Consider the following 16,339-nt stretch of genomic DNA (forward strand, 5'->3'; position numbering starts at 1 on the left):
CACGCCGTTCGGAGGGGTGGCAGAGCGGCTGAATGCACCGGTCTTGAAAACCGGCGATGGGCGACCATCCGTGGGTTCAAATCCCACCTCCTCCGCCATATTCAAAGAGAAAGCCCAAGCGGTCACCCGCTTGGGCTTTTTTGTATCTGTGCCGTGTAGTCTTGCTCGACAGTACTCCTGGTCGCAAATGGGATGCCGTCAAAGCGTCCCCGCATCTTGTGACTTGGAGCAGGATGACGGCTATCTCTCTCATCTCTAACTGCTCGATGCGCGTCTCTTCTCTGAGGCTGAGTTGTCTGCATCCATGTTTGAGCCCTGAGTCGTCATCCTGTCGCTGCGCTCATAGACTCTCGTCAGCTTCTCGCCTGCGGCGCGGATGTTGACTGTCTCCTGCCATTTGATGGAGAAAGAGGGTCATTGATTGACGTTCCCCCCCTGCCATGGTCAAATTTTCCCATTAATTAACAAAATGTCAGGTACTTCAGGGAGATATATGGAGACAGATGACAGATATACAGTGCCAGGCTTGGTAAGGGGACTGAGAGCGCTTCAGGCATTTAGCGAAGAGCGAAGAGAATTAAGCGTGTCAGAGCTTGCCGAAGTCATTGATGTCAATCGTTCCAGTGCTTTCCGTATTATCTATACCCTGGAAACCTGTGGCTTTTTGTATAAGGCAGATGGGTCCAGACGCTATAGCTTGACTTCCAGGGTGCTGGATTTGGGATTTACCTATCTCTCTGGGCTGGATTTACTGGAGCCATCGCGGCCTATCATGCAGCGCTTGCGGGACGATATTACCATTGCGTGCCATTTGGTGATCCGTCAGGGGACAGACATAGTCTTTGTCGATCGTTATCAGGCGAAAGGGCCGTTTACCAGCACGGTAGGAGTGGGCACCCGATGGCCAGCCCATGCAACCGTCACCGGTCAGTTGCTGCTTTCTGACTTGTCTGATGAGGCCATTATCGAGCTATATCGTGATTATCAATGGTCCACCTACACCGAGGGAACCCCGAACAGCATTGAGTCACTGCTGGCTTGCATGGCTGAGGTACGGGGACAACCGGCGCTGATCAGCTGGGGCTATTACAATCCCGTGATGGCTGCCTGTGCGGCACCGATAAATCGGTTAAGTGACGGCCGCATGATCGCATCGGTTTCTGTCAGCTGCCCCCTGCAAAGTTTTCCCCGAGAGGAGTTTGAAGGACGCATTCGGGATAAGGTGATCCATGCTGCGCACGATCTGTCGCGCACACTCAGTTTGAATAACGGTAATCCCTGAAAAATAGCGCTCTTTTTGTAACGCCATGCGCAAGCGCATGGCTTGTTGCATGATTTGCAACTCCCGGTTTATCCCCCCTCCTTTCTTTGCCACCCAGTGTACTACCGAGCATTTGCTGCTCGAACATCAGGCCAGCAATAACGCAACTTGGTCAGATTGTTAAATCTTGTTCCCGCCACTGGATAGCTGCTGATGCCTTGGGGCCATGTTCATGGCTGACTGTCGCCAACCTGCGTCGATGGTGGCAGAGCGTAGCGCCCTTCTCAAACATCAAAAATTAATCATCAAATTCAATCGGATAATCAAACCCAGTTGCCTGTTGCGCTCAGCTGCACTGACCCATTTCCGTTCTGGCGACCCCTCAACAGAGGGTCGATGAGCGTTATCGTGGCACCTCATGGAGGAGGCTTTGGTGGTGATGGTAACAAAAAGTACACAACTCATTGACATGGGTTGCTCTTGGCGATTAACGTGTTTGCATACGAAAAAATGTTTCTATAGTGAATTTTTCGGAGGCGAGATGAGTTGGATGCCGGTTTGTAAATTGAGTGCGATTTCGGATGGGGAGCATCTGGCGCTCAATGTCGAGGGGAAAGCGGTTGGGATATTCATGATCGAGGGGCAGCTTCATGCCATCGAGGATATCTGCCCTCATGCCTACGCCCTGCTGAGTGAGGGGTTCGTGGAAGGGCGCACGGTTGAGTGCCCGCTTCATGAGGCCATTTTCGATATACCCACCGGCAAGCTGCAAAGCGGCCCAGGTTGCCGCGATTTGAACACCTACGAGGTACGCGTCGAAGGCGACGACGTACTCCTTCACATGGCATGACGAGGAAGCAGTTAATGGAGAATTTCAATCCCAAACTGGCCGCTTGGCTCAATAAGGAGCCCAGTGCTGAGGCCGGGCAAAACAACATTCAGATCCCGGGCAAGACGGTCAACCTGATATGGCAGAACCGCTACCGCGAGCCGACCGCTTATGAGCTGGCGCTGGTGAGTCAACTGGAGAAGGCCTTTGCCGAGGGCATTACCGAACTGGAGTCCCTTGTAGAGACCCTCAATCGGTCTGGACTGCGCAATGAGGCGGGCGATCCGTGGAGTTGTACCAATTTTCAGGATGAGATGGCCCGCCTCGGTTACTGAGCGGCCCACTGCAGATAGCGAGGAGAACACGATGAAGCAACAAAGTGCACTGGAGCATCACCTGAATTTGGGTCTCAAGGATCTCTGGTATCCGGTGGTATCCAGTTGGGAAGTGAGCAGCAATCCGGTAGGTATCACGCGTCTTGGTGAACATATCGTGCTGTGGCGCGATACCAAGGGGAAGGTCAACGCGCTTGAAGATCGTTGCCCTCACCGGGGAGCCCGGCTCTCGCTGGGTTGGAATCTGGGGGATCGGGTGGCTTGCTGGTATCACGGCGTGGAGGTAAATGGCGCGGGCGTGGTGACCGATGTGCCTGCGGTCGATGCCTGTCCCATGACTGGCAGCAAGTGCCTGCGCTCTTATCCGGTCATCGAGAAGCACGGCGCTATCTTTCTGTGGTTTGGCCTGGAAGCGGAGAGCACACCCGCAGAACTGGTGCTGCCGGAACAGTTGGAAAGTGAGGAGTGGAGCCACTTCCTCTGTCAAGCCGATTGGGCGGTCAACTACCGCTATGCGGTGGATAACGTGATGGATCCCATGCATGGCAGCTACCTGCATTGCACTTCCCACTCCATGGCCGAAGGGGACAAGAGTGCTGATATGCGGGCTCGCAACACGGAACAGGGATTCATCTTCGAGAAAACTGGCCAAAGTGGTGTCAATTTCGACTGGGTGGAATTTGGCAGCAGCGGAACTTTCTGGTTGCGCCTGTCGATCCCCTATCGTCCGCAGTTTGGGCCGGGCGGCGAGTTCTGGATTGTCGGTTTCGCCACCCCGGTAGACGAGTACCACACCCGGGTATTCTTCTGGCGCGCACGCAAGGTCAGCGGTTGGCAGCGCAATGTGTGGCGCTTCCTCTATCGCAACCATCTGGAAAAGTTGCACTGGGATGTGCTGGAACAAGACCGGGTGATCCTTGAACAGATGGCCCCTGATGCCCGCGAACACGAGTTTCTTTATCAGCATGATGTGGGGTTGTCGCGGCTGCGCAGATTGATGAAGAAGATGGCAGAGCAGCAACTGGCCCGCTTGCAAGTCAGGGAAGAGGCTGTGAGCGATGTCTAGGTTGCTGTCGGGCAAACGATTGCTGATCACCGGAGCGGCCAGAGGGCTGGGGCTGGAGTTTGCAAGGGCCGCCTGTGCGGCGGGTGCCAGTGTGGTGATGGCGGACATTCTTGCCGAGCAGGTGTTAGCCGGTGCCAGGGCGCTGTCTGCCGAGGGATGTATGGCACATGGCCTGTCATTGGACTTGGCTGATCCGGACTCCATTGCCCGCTGCGCCCATGATGCAGCTCAGCTACTGGGCGGGCTCGACGGGCTGGTCAATTGCGGTGCCATCGCGACCGGTATTGGTGGCGTCGACATGCTGGCGCTGGATGTGGCGGTGTGGGATCGCGTCATGCAGGTCAATGTCCGTGGCAGTTGGCTGATGACCCGGGCGGTAGTGCCTTATCTCAAGGTGTCCGGTGCCGGCAAGGTGGTGAATATCGCGTCCGACACCGCATTGTGGGGGGCCCCCAGATTAATGGCATACGTGGCCAGTAAAGGGGCCTTGCTGGCAATGACCCGCTCCATGGCTCGCGAGCTGGGGGAGTACAACATCTGCGTCAACGCGATCAGTCCTGGCCTGACGCAGGTTGAGGCGACCACCTATGTCCCTGCATCGCGTCATCAGCACTATGTCGACGGGCGGGCCATCAACCGGCCGCAGGTGCCTGAGGATGTAAACGGCACCGTGCTCTATCTGTTGTCTGATCTCGCTTCCTTTGTCACGGGTCAGAACCTGCCGGTTAACGGCGGTTTTGTCTTCAACTGAGCGGATGACATCCCAATTAAGAGAGTGTGAGCATGAAGATTACTGGAATTGAAACCCTGAAGTTCGGGGTGATCGACAGAGCCAAGGCAGCCGCGTTTCTTGCTGATTTCGGGTTGCGCCGGGCCAGCAGTGATATCGCCGGGGCGGATCTCTTCCTGACGCTTAATCAGAGTCGGGTCTATCTGTTCGAGGTGGATGACCCCCGTTTGCCGGCGGTCTTCGAGAGCGGCTCGACGCTGCGCGAGGTGGTTTGGGGCGTGGCCAGCCCGGAGTGTCTGGCGCAACTGGCCGAGCGGCTGGCGGGGCATCCGTCATTGCGAAGCGAGGAAGGACGTCTGAGTTGCCAGGACCCCAATGGCATGACCCTGAGTTTTCAATTGAGTGCGCAGCGACCGGTCGAGTTACGGGTGACGCCGATTAATCAACATGGGGATATTCGCCGGATCAATGAGGCCAGCCCTGTCTATGAGCGTGGTGAACCCATCGGGATCGGACATGTGGTGTTTTTTACCCCTGACCTTGCCCGCACAGAAGCATTTTACCGTGATCGACTCGGTTTCCATCTCTCTGACTGCTATCAGGGTAAGGGCGCCTTCATGCGCTGCGCCGCGGAAGGGCACCATCATGACCTCTTCCTCTTGCATGTGCCGGGCAAATCGGCGGGGCTCAATCATGTGGCTTTCACGGTGCGAGATATTCACGAGGTGGTTGGCGCTGGCCTGGCGATGAATCGACATGGCTGGTCCACCTTTATTGGTCCGGGTCGTCACCCGATCTCGTCGGCCTACTTCTGGTATGTCAATAGCCCACTGGGCGGGGCGTTCGAGTACTACACCAACGATGATTATCTGACCCAGGAGTGGCAGCCCCGCACCATGGAACATCGTCTGGAGCTCTTTACCGAGTGGGCGATCGAGGGCGGTCTCGACAGCCGTACCCGGCGGCAGCTCAAGCAGGAGGCCTGAGCCATGAACCCAACCATCAGCCAAATTGTGATCATAGGTGCAGGGCAGGCGGGGGCCTGGGCTGCATACACCCTGAGGCAACAGGGCTATCAGGGGCGTTTGTCGGTGATCTCTGCCGAGGAGCAGGTGTTCTATGAGCGCCCCCCCCTCTCCAAACAGGTATTGGCGGGGACTATGGCCCCGGCGGCGTTGCAACTCTTTTCCGACGAGGCGATTACCGCCATGGATATCGATTGGCACAAACCTGTGCTGGCAACGGCCATCAACCCGCAGCAGCGGCAGGTAAGCCTGGCCAACGGGGTGACTCTGGCCTACGACAAACTGCTGATCGCCACCGGCAGCCGGGCCCGTGTTCCGGTGCGAGACTGGTTGGGGTTGCCCCACGTCTTTACCCTGCGCACCGTCGAAGATGCCATCCGTCTGCGTGAGCGACTGCTGCCCGGCAAGCGTCTGGCCATTTTGGGTGGCGGATGGATTGGCCTGGAGGTGGCTGCGACGGCGCGAACCAACGGGGTAGCTGTGAGCCTGTTCGAACAGGCAAGCCGGTTGTGTGCCCGCAGTGTGAGGCCCGAGCTGTCGGCGTTTCTTATGAAGCTGCACCAGGAGCAGGGGGTTGACGTTCAGCTGGCGTGTGGCGCCATTGATCTGGTGGTGACCGACGGTGGGGCAGTCCGACTGCTGCGAGAGGGTCAGTTGCTGCAGGAGGTGGACGCCGTAGTGGTGGGGGCCGGGGCGGAAATAGCCTCCGAGCTGGGCCGCGATGCGGGGTTGGCCGTCAATAATGGTCTGCTGGTCGATGAGTTCGGCAGGACATCCCACCCGGATATTTATGCCGCGGGGGATGTGGCCGTTCACCCCACGCTGGGTATGTGCGTGCAGTCTTGGGCCAATGCCCAGAATCAGGCCATCAGCGTGGCCAAGTCGATGCTGGGTGAGCCTTGCGAGTATCGGGAGGCACTCTGGATTTGGTCGGATCAATATGACTGCAATATCCAGATATTGGGCACTCCGGCCAATCACGCCAGCCGCCTGGTTGAGCGCTACTACGGGGAACATCAGCGTTCATTTATCTATCTGGATGCAGAGGGGCGACTGGAGTCCATGGTGACGGTCAATGACGCCAGGTTGATGAAACTTGGCAAACGATGGCTCAAGGGGGGGACTCTGCTGCCTGCCGGACAACTGGCTGACATCACAGTCAATCTGATGACGCTGAAACCGTAACAGGACGACAAGGTTAAACAAGTATGGAAACCATAAAAGAAACCCTGCTGATGACCGACAAGCCCGCTTCTGCGAGCCTGTTCCGGCGATGGTCTATCTCCGTCGTGCTCATGGTGTGTGTGGTGCTGGCCTTCTTTGACAAGATCAGTATTGCAGTGCTGTTCTCGGATCCGGTGTTTCAGCATGCGATGGGCATCGGGGCTGACAAGACCAGGCTGGGCTGGTTGATGAGCAGTTTCTTGCTGGCGTATGGCCTCTCATCTGTCTGCCTGAGCTTTATCGGCGACATCATCAACCCGCGTACCTGCCTCTTGGCCGGCGTGGCCTCATGGGGAATATTGATGGCCATGATGGGTATGGCGACCAGTTATGAGCAACTGCTGGTACTACGGGTCCTGCTCGGGATTGCCGAAGGCCCGCTGTTTGCGCTGGCTTATAGCATCGTCAAACAGTGTTACAACTCGGGGCAGCAGGCCAGGGCCAGTACCATGTTTCTGCTGGGCACTCCGATAGGCGCTGCGCTCGGCTTCCCCATTACCGCTTTTATCCTCCATCGCTACGGTTGGCAGATGACCTTCTTCGTGATGGCCGGGTTGACGCTGGCGACCTTGATGGTGGTCTACTGGGGTCTGAAGGGGGTCTCACTGAACAGTGGCAGTGCTGATGGTTCGCCGAAGAAGCGGGTGACCTGGCTGCAGCACTTTCACAATAGTCAGCAATTGTGCAAGTCCCCCTCGTTTTGGGCCCTCTGTCTGTTTAATGCCGCCTTGTTGACCTATCTCTGGGGGGTGAACGGCTGGTTGCCCAGCTACCTCATCGAAGAGAAAGGGGTGGATCTTGCCTCCTTCGGCGCACTTTCGTCACTGCCCTTCATCGCCATGCTGTTTGGGGAGATAGCGGGCGCCTTCCTCTCTGATAAAACAGGCAAGCGGGCGGTACAGGTATTTGCCGGTCTGTTTCTCGCCGGATGTGCGCTCTATCTGGTATTGCAGCTTCATGACGCTGTGCTGGCGATCCTGGCTCTGTCGGTGAGCACTATGAGCTGGGGTTTTGGTGTGTCAGCCGTGTTCGCCTTGCTGGCCCGGCTCACGCCGTCAGAAGTGAGTGCGACGGCGGGGGGGATTTTCAACGGCTTTGGCAACTTCGCCGGATCTGCCGCCCCGGTATTGATGGGCTACATAGTGACCCGGAGCGGAGACTTCAATCTGGGACTGATGTTCCTGGTGTGGGTGGCCGTGCTCGGTTCGCTGCTGCTGCTCCCCCTCGTTAAAAAGTACTGATCCTGACCTGACTGGCTGCTTATTCCGTTGCCGCGGAAGGGGCGCTCTTTATCTGAAACTGAGCAATAACCACTGAGAGGAAACGCACTATGAACGCGAAATTTGCCACCTGGAATAAACCCGCTGACAAGAGTCTGGGAGAGTGGCTGGATAGTCGCATCGCCCGCTTTAGCACCCGTCGCTATGACTTCGATGCCCTGAAATTCCAGGCTGACTATGACCCTAAATATCGCCGTGCCCAGATGCGTTATATGGGCACGGGGGCCACAGGGGTACAGAGCGACAGCAATACCGTCCCCTCCGAGCATTTCACTTTCTCTACCATGGTGCTGCCTGCCCAGTGTGAAGGGCCGCTGCATCTCCATGACGATGTAGAAGAGGTGTTTTTCATGCTGCGTGGCTCGATAACCCTGTTCGTCGAGTTCGAAGGGGAAAAATTTGAGACCCAACTTAATGAGCGGGATCTTATCTCCATTCCGCCGGGAATTTATCGTGGTCTGCTGAACCATGGTGAGGAGGATGCACTGATGTGCGTGATGCTGGGGGCCAGCAAGCCGACCACGCCCACCTACCCGGACACCCACCCGTTATCCAAGATCAAGCGGGTCTCATGATGGGCGATCTGGTCGCTCGTCTCACTGACTTCCCGTTGCAACGGACGATGCTGGCCGGGCGTCAGTTGGCCTATCGTCGGGTTGGGCAGGGGCCCGTGTTGCTGTTACTGCATGGGATCAGCTCCGGCTCCGGCTCCTGGGTGTGCCAATTGGAGCAGTTGGCTGCGCAGTTCACCCTGGTGGCGTGGGATATGCCCGGCTATGGCCAGAGTGACCCGCTGCCAGGTTCAACTCCGGACGCCCGGGCGTATGCCAGAGTGCTGCATCAGTTGATCATTGCCCTTGAGCTGGAGCAACCGCTGTTGCTGGGGCATTCGTTGGGGGCCATGGTGGCCGCAGCTTATGCCAGTGAACAACCCGATAGCGTCAGGGGGCTGCTGTTGGCCAATCCCGCACAGGGTTATGGCCGGGACGAACCTGAGATGCGGGAGCAGATCCATCGCAAGCGCCCCGAGATGTTGCGCACCCTGGGCCACGCTGGGCTCGCGGCCGCCCGTGGCCCTGTGCTGCTGGGCCCCAGCGCAAGTAAGGCCCAGTTGGCGCTGGTTGCCAACAGCATGACCGGGTTGACCCAGGTGGGCTTCGAGGCTGCTTCCTATCTGCTGGCCTATGACGATATTCGTGATTATCTGGCGCGCTATCCCGCTCCGATCGGGGTGATCTATGGCGAAGAGGATGTCATTACGCCACCCGTAGGAGTGCTGGCCCTGGCTGCCGGGCATGGCAAGGCTCATTGCGAGCCTCTGCCGGGGGCGGGTCATGCCAGTTATATCGATCAACCTGCTGCGTTTAGCCGGGCCGTTGTGCAACTGGTCGCTTTATTAACCAATCGAGGGGGATAACCGTGAGTTTTAACGTGAAAGGCAAGGTAGCCGTGGTAACGGGCGGCTCATCGGGGATCGGGCTGGAAACCGTGCGGTTGTTACTGGCCGAGGGGGCACGAGTTGCCTGGTGTGGGCGCAATACCGAGCGTTTGGCTACCTCGCTGGCCGAGATGTTGGCCAGCTTTCCCGAGGACAACTGCATGGCTTACCCGTGCGATGTACTCGATAAAGAGGCGGTGACGGCCTTTGCTGCGGCGGTCGAGGCCCGTTTTGGCGGTACCGACATGTTGATCAACAACGCCGGTCAGGGACGTGTCTCCAACTTTGAGCAGACCGACGATGAGCAGTGGTTGGCAGAGAGCCGGCTGAAAACATTCAGTGTCATCTATCCCATCAAGGCTTTTTTGGATCAGCTGACGCGCTCGCCATGCCCCTCCATCACCAATGTCAATTCGTTGCTGGCATTACAGCCAGAGCCACACATGATTGCGACCTCGGCCGCTCGGGCCGCCCTGTTAAACCTGACCCACTCATTGGCTCATGAGTTTGCCGCCAAGGGGATCCGGGTTAATTCCATCTTGCTCGGCATGGTGGAGTCGGAGCAGTGGCGTCGCCGCTTTGCCGAACGCAGCGAGCAACAGCTGAGTTGGGAGGAGTGGACACAGGGGATCGCTGCACGCAGGGGCATACCCATGGGACGGTTGGGCAAACCCGAAGAGCCTGCCCGTGCGCTGATTTTTTTGGCCTCGCCACTGGCGGCCTATACCACCGGGGCAGCGCTCGATGTCTCGGGTGGCTTTAACAGGCACCTCTAGGAGAGATGATGAAACAACTGATGATGGTGGGCTTTGGTGCCATGGCCCGTGAGGTGATGACGCTGCTGCCTGAGGATCTGATGCTGAAATGGGTCGTGGTGCCCCCGGCCAGCGTGGCACTGGTGCAAGCCGAGTTGGGACCCGCCGTGACGGTGCTGAGCCGGATTGAAGAGTGTACGGCAAGCCCGGATCTGGTGGTGGAGTGTGCTGGGCAGGCGGCCGTGCGTGAGCACGGGGCGGCGATATTGACCCGGGGTTGGACGCTGGGGCTCATCTCGGTGGGCGCGCTGGCCGATGAGACCCTCACCCGGCAACTGCGGGAGGCCGCCCGTCAGGGGGGCGGCACCATGCTGGTGCTCGCCGGAGCCATCGCCGGGATCGATGGTCTAGCCGCCGCCCGCGAGGGGGGGCTGGAGTCGGTCACCTATCAGGGGCGCAAGAGTCCCCAGAGTTGGCGAGGGAGTTATGCCGAGCGATTGATCGATCTGGCCCGGATCTCTGAACCGACAACTTTCTTTCGCGGGTCAGCCCGGGAGGCGGCCATGCTGTTTCCTGCTAATGCCAACGTGGCTGCCACCATCGCGCTGGCCGGGTTGGGCATGGATCGTACTCAGGTTGAACTGGTTGTCGACCCGACGATTGGGCGCAACCAGCACCAAATCAAAGCGTGTGGTCGGTTTGGTGAACTCGATATCGCCATGAGCGGTTTCCCGCTGGAGGCCAATCCGAAAACCTCCACGCTGGCTGCACTGAGCGTGGTGCGTGCCTGTCGCCAATGTAGCGACAGCTTGGTTATTTAAGGAGCAGCAACATGGTGAAACCTATCTATATCGCGGGTGAATGGCGCCAGGGGCGTGGCCCGGTGAGCACCAGCTATTTTCCTGCCGATGGCAGCATCAATGATCAGATCAGTACTGCCAGCGTGGAGGATGTGGCAGAGGCCGTCGAGGCGGCCGAGCGGGCCTGGCGTGATCCCTCCTGGCGCCATAGCCTGCCCCACCAACGGGCCGCAGTGCTCTATCGGGTCGCGGATCTTATCGAACTGCGCAGTGAAGAGCTGGCGCGGCTGCAAACCAGAGACAACGGCAAGCCGCTGCAGGAGACCCGTGGGCTGGTCGCCAGTGCCGCCGGTACGGCCCGCTACTTTGCGGCCGTCTGCGAGACCCTCGATGAGCAGTTGCCAACTCCGAGATCGCCGGACTTCATGACCCTCAGCGTCCATGAGCCGTTAGGCGTCGTGGCCGCGATCACCCCGTGGAACTCCCCCATCGCCAGCGAGATGCAGAAGATTGCCCCTGCTCTGGCGGGGGGCAATGCGGTGCTGCTCAAGCCGGCCGATGCCACTCCGCTGGCGGCACTGGCGCTGGCCCGTATCTTTGAAGAGGCGGGGTTGCCCAAGGGGTTATTGAGCGTGTTGCCGGGACGGGGTTCCATCGTTGGTGAGGCGCTGGCTCGCCATCCGCTGGTTAAAAAGATCTCGTTCACGGGCGGTACCAATACCGGGCGACGGCTGGCCCATATCGCTGCCGACAAGCTCATCCCCACCTCGCTGGAGCTTGGCGGCAAGTCACCGACCATAGTGCTGGCGGATGCGAACCTCGAGTTGGCTGCCAAAGGGGTGGTATATGGCATCTTCAGCTCGGCAGGGCAGGCCTGCATCGCAGGGGCGCGGCTGTTTGTGCATCAGTCGTTATATGAAGCGTTTCTCACCCGCTTGCTGGCGTTGACCCGGGAGCTGCGAATTGGCCACCCTGAGCAGCCGGGGATACACATAGGGCCGCTGATCAGTGAATCCCATCTGCAGTCAGTCGATGAGTATGTGGCGTTGGCCAAGGCGGAAGGGGGGCAGGTGTTGTGCGGCGGTGCTCGCCTGACCGGCGCTGAATATGCCAAGGGCAGTTTCTATCCACCCACCATTATTACCGGTCTCTCCAATCAAGCCCGGGTGTGTCAGGAGGAGATCTTCGGCCCTGTGCTGGTGGTGCTGCCTTTCGCGGACGACGCGCAGTTGTTGCAACAGGCCAACGACAGTGTGTTTGGTTTGGCCGCCGGGATCTGGAGTGAAGATTTTCGCCGGGCCTGGGCGTTGGCGCGCAGGCTCGAGGTGGGCACTGTCTGGATCAATACCTACAAAAAATTCTCCGTCTCGGCTCCCTTCGGCGGTTTCAAAGAGAGCGGGCTTGGCCGGGAAAAGGGGCGTCAGGGCGTGTTCGCATACATGCAGCAGAAGAGTGTCTATCTGGGCCTTGGCGATCAACCCAATCCCTGGTGCAACTAACCGGGCCAACCACTGAACAGAGTAAGGAAAGGTCATGAGCAATCAAGTCAATGTGGGCGAAGCCATCGCCAGAGTATTGGAAGCCCATGGGGTTGGCTCGGTTTATGGGGTCATCTCTATCCACAATTTGCCCATCGCCGATGCCATCGGGCGACGGGAGCGGATCCGGTTTGTGGCGGCAAGAGGAGAGGCGGGGGCGGTCACCATGGCCGATGCACACGGACGCTTTAGCGGCTTGGGGGTGGCCATCACCAGTACCGGTGCCGGGGCAGGTAACGGGGTGGGAGGCTTGCTGGAGGCGCTCAACGCCGGGAGCCCGCTACTGCATCTCACCGGTCAGGTCGAGCGGGAATACCTTGATCGGGATGCCAGTTTTATCCATGAGACCCGGGATCAGCTGACATTTCTCAAAGCCAGCAGTAAGGCGGCTTTTCGGATCAACAGCCCGGAGCAGGCGGTGGGAGTGCTGCTTGATGCCATCCGGATTGCGACAACAGTCCCCATGGGGCCGGTGAGTGTCGAGATCCCCATCGATGTGCAGGCCGCGCAGATCACCCTGCCCGCCGAGCTCGGCCCGATCGCCCCCCTGCAGCTTCCCGCACCGGCTGCGCCGGATCTGGCAAAGCTGGTCGCCGCCCTGAAAACGGCCAGGCAGCCGCTGCTGTGGGTCGGCGGTGGCGCGCTCGCGTGCCATGAGGAGGTCTTGGCCCTGGCCGATCTAGGGGTCGCGGTGATCTCCTCGACCCATGGCCGCGGCATCTTGTCAGATGAGCATCCGCGCAGCCTGGGGGCGTTTCATAACGCCGCGGCGGTGGAAGCCCTGATGGCGCAGTGCGATCTGGCTATTGTGGTCGGCTCACGGTTGCGCAGCAATGAAACCCGCACCTATAGCCTGGCGTTGCCCCGTCCCCTTTATCAGGTGGATGCTCACCCCGGCGCGGCGTCGCGCAACTACGCCAGTGATCACTTCGTGTGCGGCGATGCCAAGGTGGTACTGGCGGCGCTGCGCGACAGCTTGCAGGGGGAAACCAAGGTCAATCGAGCGTTTGATCAGGCGATCAGTGAGGCCAAAGGCAGTGCCATTGCCGCGCTCACCGAGCAACTTGGCCCCTATGCCACCCTCTGTGGCCAACTGCGCCAGGCCCTGCCTCAAGATGCGATTCTGGTGCGTGACATCACCATGTCTGGCAGTACCTGGGGTAGTCGTTTGTTTCCCATCTGGGCACCGAATACTAATATTCACTCCCTGGCGGGGGCGATCGGCATGGGGCTGAGTATGGCGATCGGCACTGCTATAGCGAACCCGACGCGCAAGGTGGTGGGCCTGGTAGGGGATGGCGGCTTGATGCTGGGGGTTGGCGAGCTGGCCACTATGGTGCAAGAGCAAACCAACCTGGTCCTGCTGGTGATGAACGACGGGGGCTATGGGGTGATGCGCGGCATCCAGAACCACTATTTTGGTGGCCGTCAGTACTTTAATCAGCTGCACACCCCGGATTTCAGGGCCCTGGGTCAATCTATCGGGCTGGCCAGTTGGCAAGTGTCCGATTTGGCGGGCTTTGAACAAGCCATTGCGCAGGCTTGTGCCCTGAAGGGGCCGGCGCTGATCGAAGTGAAGATGCAAGGCATTGGCCCCCTTAACTTCGCAGGCCCCCCACAGAAAAAGCTCTATTGAGCGGGTCACCTCAAGCGGGAAATAGCGGCATTTTCAGGATATTCAGGGCGGATATTGTTCGGAAAATGCAGCGACCAAAGACGAAGGCCCCGAGGGGCCTTCTGACTTGCTGGCGCACACGCTTGCCTGCTTCTTTCGTTTCCCCGGCAGCTAACGGTCTGTTTACTGAGCTTAAGATCGCCAATCCCGATAGCTGGCAAGGCGGTAGCCGCGCTCGGCGATAAGAGCGGGCAGTGACGGGTCGGTCAGGATAGCCAGTTCGTTGAGGCGGGGTTGGCAGTAGGAGCTGCCCTGCATCTCCAGATCGATAAAGGAGGGGTGGCACATGATCTCGAGCGAGGTGGCCCCCTGTTCACTGGCCTCATCGAGCAGTTGCAGCAGGTCGGCCTGGGTCAGTTGCGCGCCATATGCGCTATAGAAGCGGTCGTCGAACCGATCGCAGCTCTGCGGGTGGTTAACGGTCAGACCGTGGCGGGCGATTTCGCCCCGGTCGATGCGAAGGGGTAGGCCATGCGCTTTGGCGAAGGCCTCCACCAGCGGGTAGATGGTCGGCAACATATGAACATGGTGGTGGCTGTCGATATGGGTCGGCTGCTGGCCGAAGATCTCGACAAAGCGCTGATACTGACTCGCCAGCTCGCCGGATATCTCGGCCAGATCCAGCTCGCTCGCCTCGCTCTTGTGCCAGATCCCCTTGTTGAGTTCACCCTGCTCGTTCACCAGTGAAGTGAGCGGGGTGAGCGGTTTTCCCCAGCTGAGCATAAAGTGCAGCCCGACTGGCAGCTCGGGGAAGCGTTTGGCCAGCCAGGCGGCATGGTCGATGGCGGGGGAGGTGACAATCGCAGTGGTGGAGCTGACGACCCCGTGCTCGAACGCCTCTATGATGCCGTAGTTCTGGGCGCGACAGAGGCCGAAATCGTCGGCGTTGATGATCAATCTCTTGCTCATGAGGGTTCCCTTGCGGTTAAGCGCCCCGCCTGTGGTCAGGCGGGGCGTGCTGGCCTCAGGCGAGGGCGTCGATGGCGGCGGCGAAGTTGGGCAGGTGTTCGCGGTGGGCCAGCAGCAGCTCGCGGGCGACGATGCGGGCATCGTTGTCGGAGTGGATCAGCGGGTTGAGGTTCATCGCCAGCAGCAGGTCATCAAAGTTGCCACTGATGGCTGCCTTGGCGGCGGCGATCTCGAAGCTCTTGATGAGGTGCACCAGCCCGTTCACCTTGTCGTCAAAGCGGGTGAGACGCGGGTGGGGGATGGCACCGTCACGCCCGATCAGGCAGCTCATCTCCACCGTCCAGTCTGCCGGGATATTGGTGACATGGCCCTGATGGGGCACGATGACGTAGTGCTCGCTCTGCTTGTCGTTATGGATGGCGCTGATCACTTCGCAGGCTGCATCGGAGTAGTAGGCGCCGCCACGCAGCTCCAGCTCCTTGGGCTTTTCGCACAGCTCGGGGTTCTGGTAGAGCTCGAACAGCTTCTTCTCGACCTGCTGCACCACTTGAGCCCGGGCACCGCCCTTGTAGAACTCGCCCATCTCGATCCCCAGCATCTCTTTCTCCTTGAAGTAGTAACGCAGGTAGGAGCAGGGGAGCAGGCGCAAGCCGCGGATAAAACCGGGATCGAACGGCAGATCGAAGATGTTCTTGACCGAGCTGGCGCGGGTCAGGCTGCCATCGGCGACCCCTTCCAGCAGCTCGTCAAAGCGGGATTCGCCGTTGACCAGCACATCGCCGATAAAGACCAGATGGTTGAGGCCAAACAGATCCATCGAGAGGTGATCCCGCTCGGTGAGCTGGAGGGCATCGCGCACAAACATCTGCATGCCGACCGGAATGTTGCACACCCCGATAAAGCGGCGGAAGTTGGTATGACGGCGCACCGCTTCGGTCACCATGCCGGCCGGATTGGTGAAGTTGATCAGCCAGGCATCCGGGCACAGCTCTTCGACGTCGCGGATGATGTCGAAGATGACCGGAATGGTGCGCAGCCCTTTAAACAGGCCGCCTGCACCGTTGGTCTCCTGCCCCAGCATGCCGTGGCTCAAGGGGATGCGCTCATCCTTCTCCCGCGCCTGCAACTGGCCGACCCGCAGCTGAGTAGTGACGAAGTGGGCGCCCACCAGTGCCTCGCGGCGATCCAGGGTCTTGTGCAGGGTCATGGGGATGCCCGCCTGGCGGATCATCCGCTGGCAGAGATCGAAGATGATGTTCAGTTTCTCTTCGCCAGCGGGGATATCCACCAGCCACAGCTCGCTGATGGGCAGCTCGGCGTAGCGCTTGATGAAACCATCGACCAGCTCGGGGGTGTAGCTGCTGCCGCCGCCTATGGTGACTACCTTGATCTTCTCGCTCATAAATCCCTCTTCATCGATCTTTATCGGTTTGATGGTGGCCGCTCTGTCATCAGGGTGAGAGGGGCCGCAGCC

16 protein-coding genes and 1 tRNA gene are annotated in these 16,339 nt (G+C 59.3%); 15 read left to right on the forward strand and 2 right to left on the reverse strand.

Annotated features, from left to right (window positions below; genetic code table 11):
* The first annotated feature begins 10 nt into the window (after nt 1-10).
* The 15 genes from I6L35_RS12280 to I6L35_RS12350 all read left to right on the forward strand — a co-directional run bounded on the left by I6L35_RS12280 (nt 11) and on the right by I6L35_RS12350 (nt 13,917).
* Nucleotides 11-98 (forward strand) — tRNA-Ser (locus I6L35_RS12280).
* A 485-nt stretch (nt 99-583) separates the two neighbouring features.
* A complete protein-coding gene (locus I6L35_RS12285; RefSeq protein WP_232307783.1) occupies nt 584-1,282 on the forward strand; it encodes an IclR family transcriptional regulator in 699 nt (232 codons plus the stop codon).
* Nucleotides 1,283-1,802: 520 nt separating this feature from the next.
* A complete protein-coding gene (locus I6L35_RS12290) occupies nt 1,803-2,111 on the forward strand; it encodes a non-heme iron oxygenase ferredoxin subunit (RefSeq protein WP_005347576.1) in 309 nt (102 codons plus the stop codon).
* A gap of 14 nt (nt 2,112-2,125) precedes the next feature.
* Nucleotides 2,126-2,425, forward strand: a complete 300-nt coding sequence (locus I6L35_RS12295) for a recombinase-like helix-turn-helix domain-containing protein (RefSeq protein WP_005347574.1) — start codon at nt 2,126-2,128, stop codon at nt 2,423-2,425.
* A 31-nt stretch (nt 2,426-2,456) separates the two neighbouring features.
* On the forward strand, nt 2,457-3,491 hold the full coding sequence (locus I6L35_RS12300) for an aromatic ring-hydroxylating dioxygenase subunit alpha (RefSeq protein WP_216978302.1): 1,035 nt from the start codon (nt 2,457-2,459) through the stop codon (nt 3,489-3,491).
* Nucleotides 3,484-4,242, forward strand: a complete 759-nt coding sequence (locus I6L35_RS12305) for an SDR family oxidoreductase (protein ID WP_005347570.1) — start codon at nt 3,484-3,486, stop codon at nt 4,240-4,242. The genes I6L35_RS12300 and I6L35_RS12305 overlap by 8 nt, the downstream gene beginning before the upstream one ends.
* 32 nt (nt 4,243-4,274) lie before the next feature.
* The gene (locus I6L35_RS12310; protein ID WP_216978303.1) at nt 4,275-5,207 is read left to right on the forward strand and encodes a VOC family protein; all 933 of its coding nucleotides are present in this window, start codon (nt 4,275-4,277) and stop codon (nt 5,205-5,207) included.
* 3 nt (nt 5,208-5,210) lie between these two features.
* Nucleotides 5,211-6,431: an NAD(P)/FAD-dependent oxidoreductase gene (locus I6L35_RS12315; RefSeq protein WP_216978304.1), complete on the forward strand. Its 1,221-nt coding sequence runs from the start codon at nt 5,211-5,213 to the stop codon at nt 6,429-6,431.
* Nucleotides 6,432-6,454: 23 nt separating this feature from the next.
* On the forward strand, nt 6,455-7,711 hold the full coding sequence (locus tag I6L35_RS12320; RefSeq protein ID WP_216978305.1) for an MFS transporter: 1,257 nt from the start codon (nt 6,455-6,457) through the stop codon (nt 7,709-7,711).
* Between the two features lie 89 nt (nt 7,712-7,800).
* Nucleotides 7,801-8,325 carry a cupin domain-containing protein gene (locus I6L35_RS12325; RefSeq protein WP_005347566.1) on the forward strand — a complete coding sequence of 175 codons (525 nt, stop codon included), beginning with the start codon at nt 7,801-7,803 and terminating at the stop codon, nt 8,323-8,325.
* Nucleotides 8,322-9,167 carry an alpha/beta fold hydrolase gene (locus tag I6L35_RS12330; RefSeq protein WP_216978306.1) on the forward strand — a complete coding sequence of 282 codons (846 nt, stop codon included), beginning with the start codon at nt 8,322-8,324 and terminating at the stop codon, nt 9,165-9,167. Before I6L35_RS12325 ends, I6L35_RS12330 begins: the two co-directional genes overlap by 4 nt.
* Before the next feature lie 2 nt (nt 9,168-9,169).
* The gene (locus I6L35_RS12335; RefSeq protein WP_216978307.1) at nt 9,170-9,964 is read left to right on the forward strand and encodes an SDR family oxidoreductase; all 795 of its coding nucleotides are present in this window, start codon (nt 9,170-9,172) and stop codon (nt 9,962-9,964) included.
* Between the two features lie 5 nt (nt 9,965-9,969).
* On the forward strand, nt 9,970-10,764 hold the full coding sequence (locus tag I6L35_RS12340; RefSeq protein WP_254204438.1) for an aspartate dehydrogenase: 795 nt from the start codon (nt 9,970-9,972) through the stop codon (nt 10,762-10,764).
* Between the two features lie 11 nt (nt 10,765-10,775).
* Nucleotides 10,776-12,242 carry an aldehyde dehydrogenase gene (locus tag I6L35_RS12345; protein WP_005347561.1) on the forward strand — a complete coding sequence of 489 codons (1,467 nt, stop codon included), beginning with the start codon at nt 10,776-10,778 and terminating at the stop codon, nt 12,240-12,242.
* A gap of 34 nt (nt 12,243-12,276) precedes the next feature.
* Nucleotides 12,277-13,917, forward strand: coding sequence for a thiamine pyrophosphate-binding protein (locus I6L35_RS12350; RefSeq protein ID WP_216978308.1), 1,641 nt, complete (start codon nt 12,277-12,279; stop codon nt 13,915-13,917).
* Between the two features lie 171 nt (nt 13,918-14,088).
* Here I6L35_RS12350 and chbG read toward each other — a convergent pair whose 3' ends face one another.
* Both chbG and I6L35_RS12360 read right to left on the reverse strand, forming a co-directional pair.
* Complete coding sequence (gene chbG / locus I6L35_RS12355) at nt 14,089-14,865, reverse strand: chitin disaccharide deacetylase (protein ID WP_216978309.1); 777 nt, start codon at nt 14,863-14,865, stop codon at nt 14,089-14,091.
* 55 nt (nt 14,866-14,920) lie between these two features.
* Nucleotides 14,921-16,267, reverse strand: a complete 1,347-nt coding sequence (locus tag I6L35_RS12360) for a 6-phospho-beta-glucosidase (protein WP_216978310.1) — start codon at nt 16,265-16,267, stop codon at nt 14,921-14,923.
* Between the last annotated feature and the right edge of the window lie 72 nt (nt 16,268-16,339).

This window comes from Aeromonas sp. FDAARGOS 1405 (genome assembly GCF_019048265.1).
Lineage (GTDB): Bacteria > Pseudomonadota > Gammaproteobacteria > Enterobacterales > Aeromonadaceae > Aeromonas > Aeromonas veronii_A.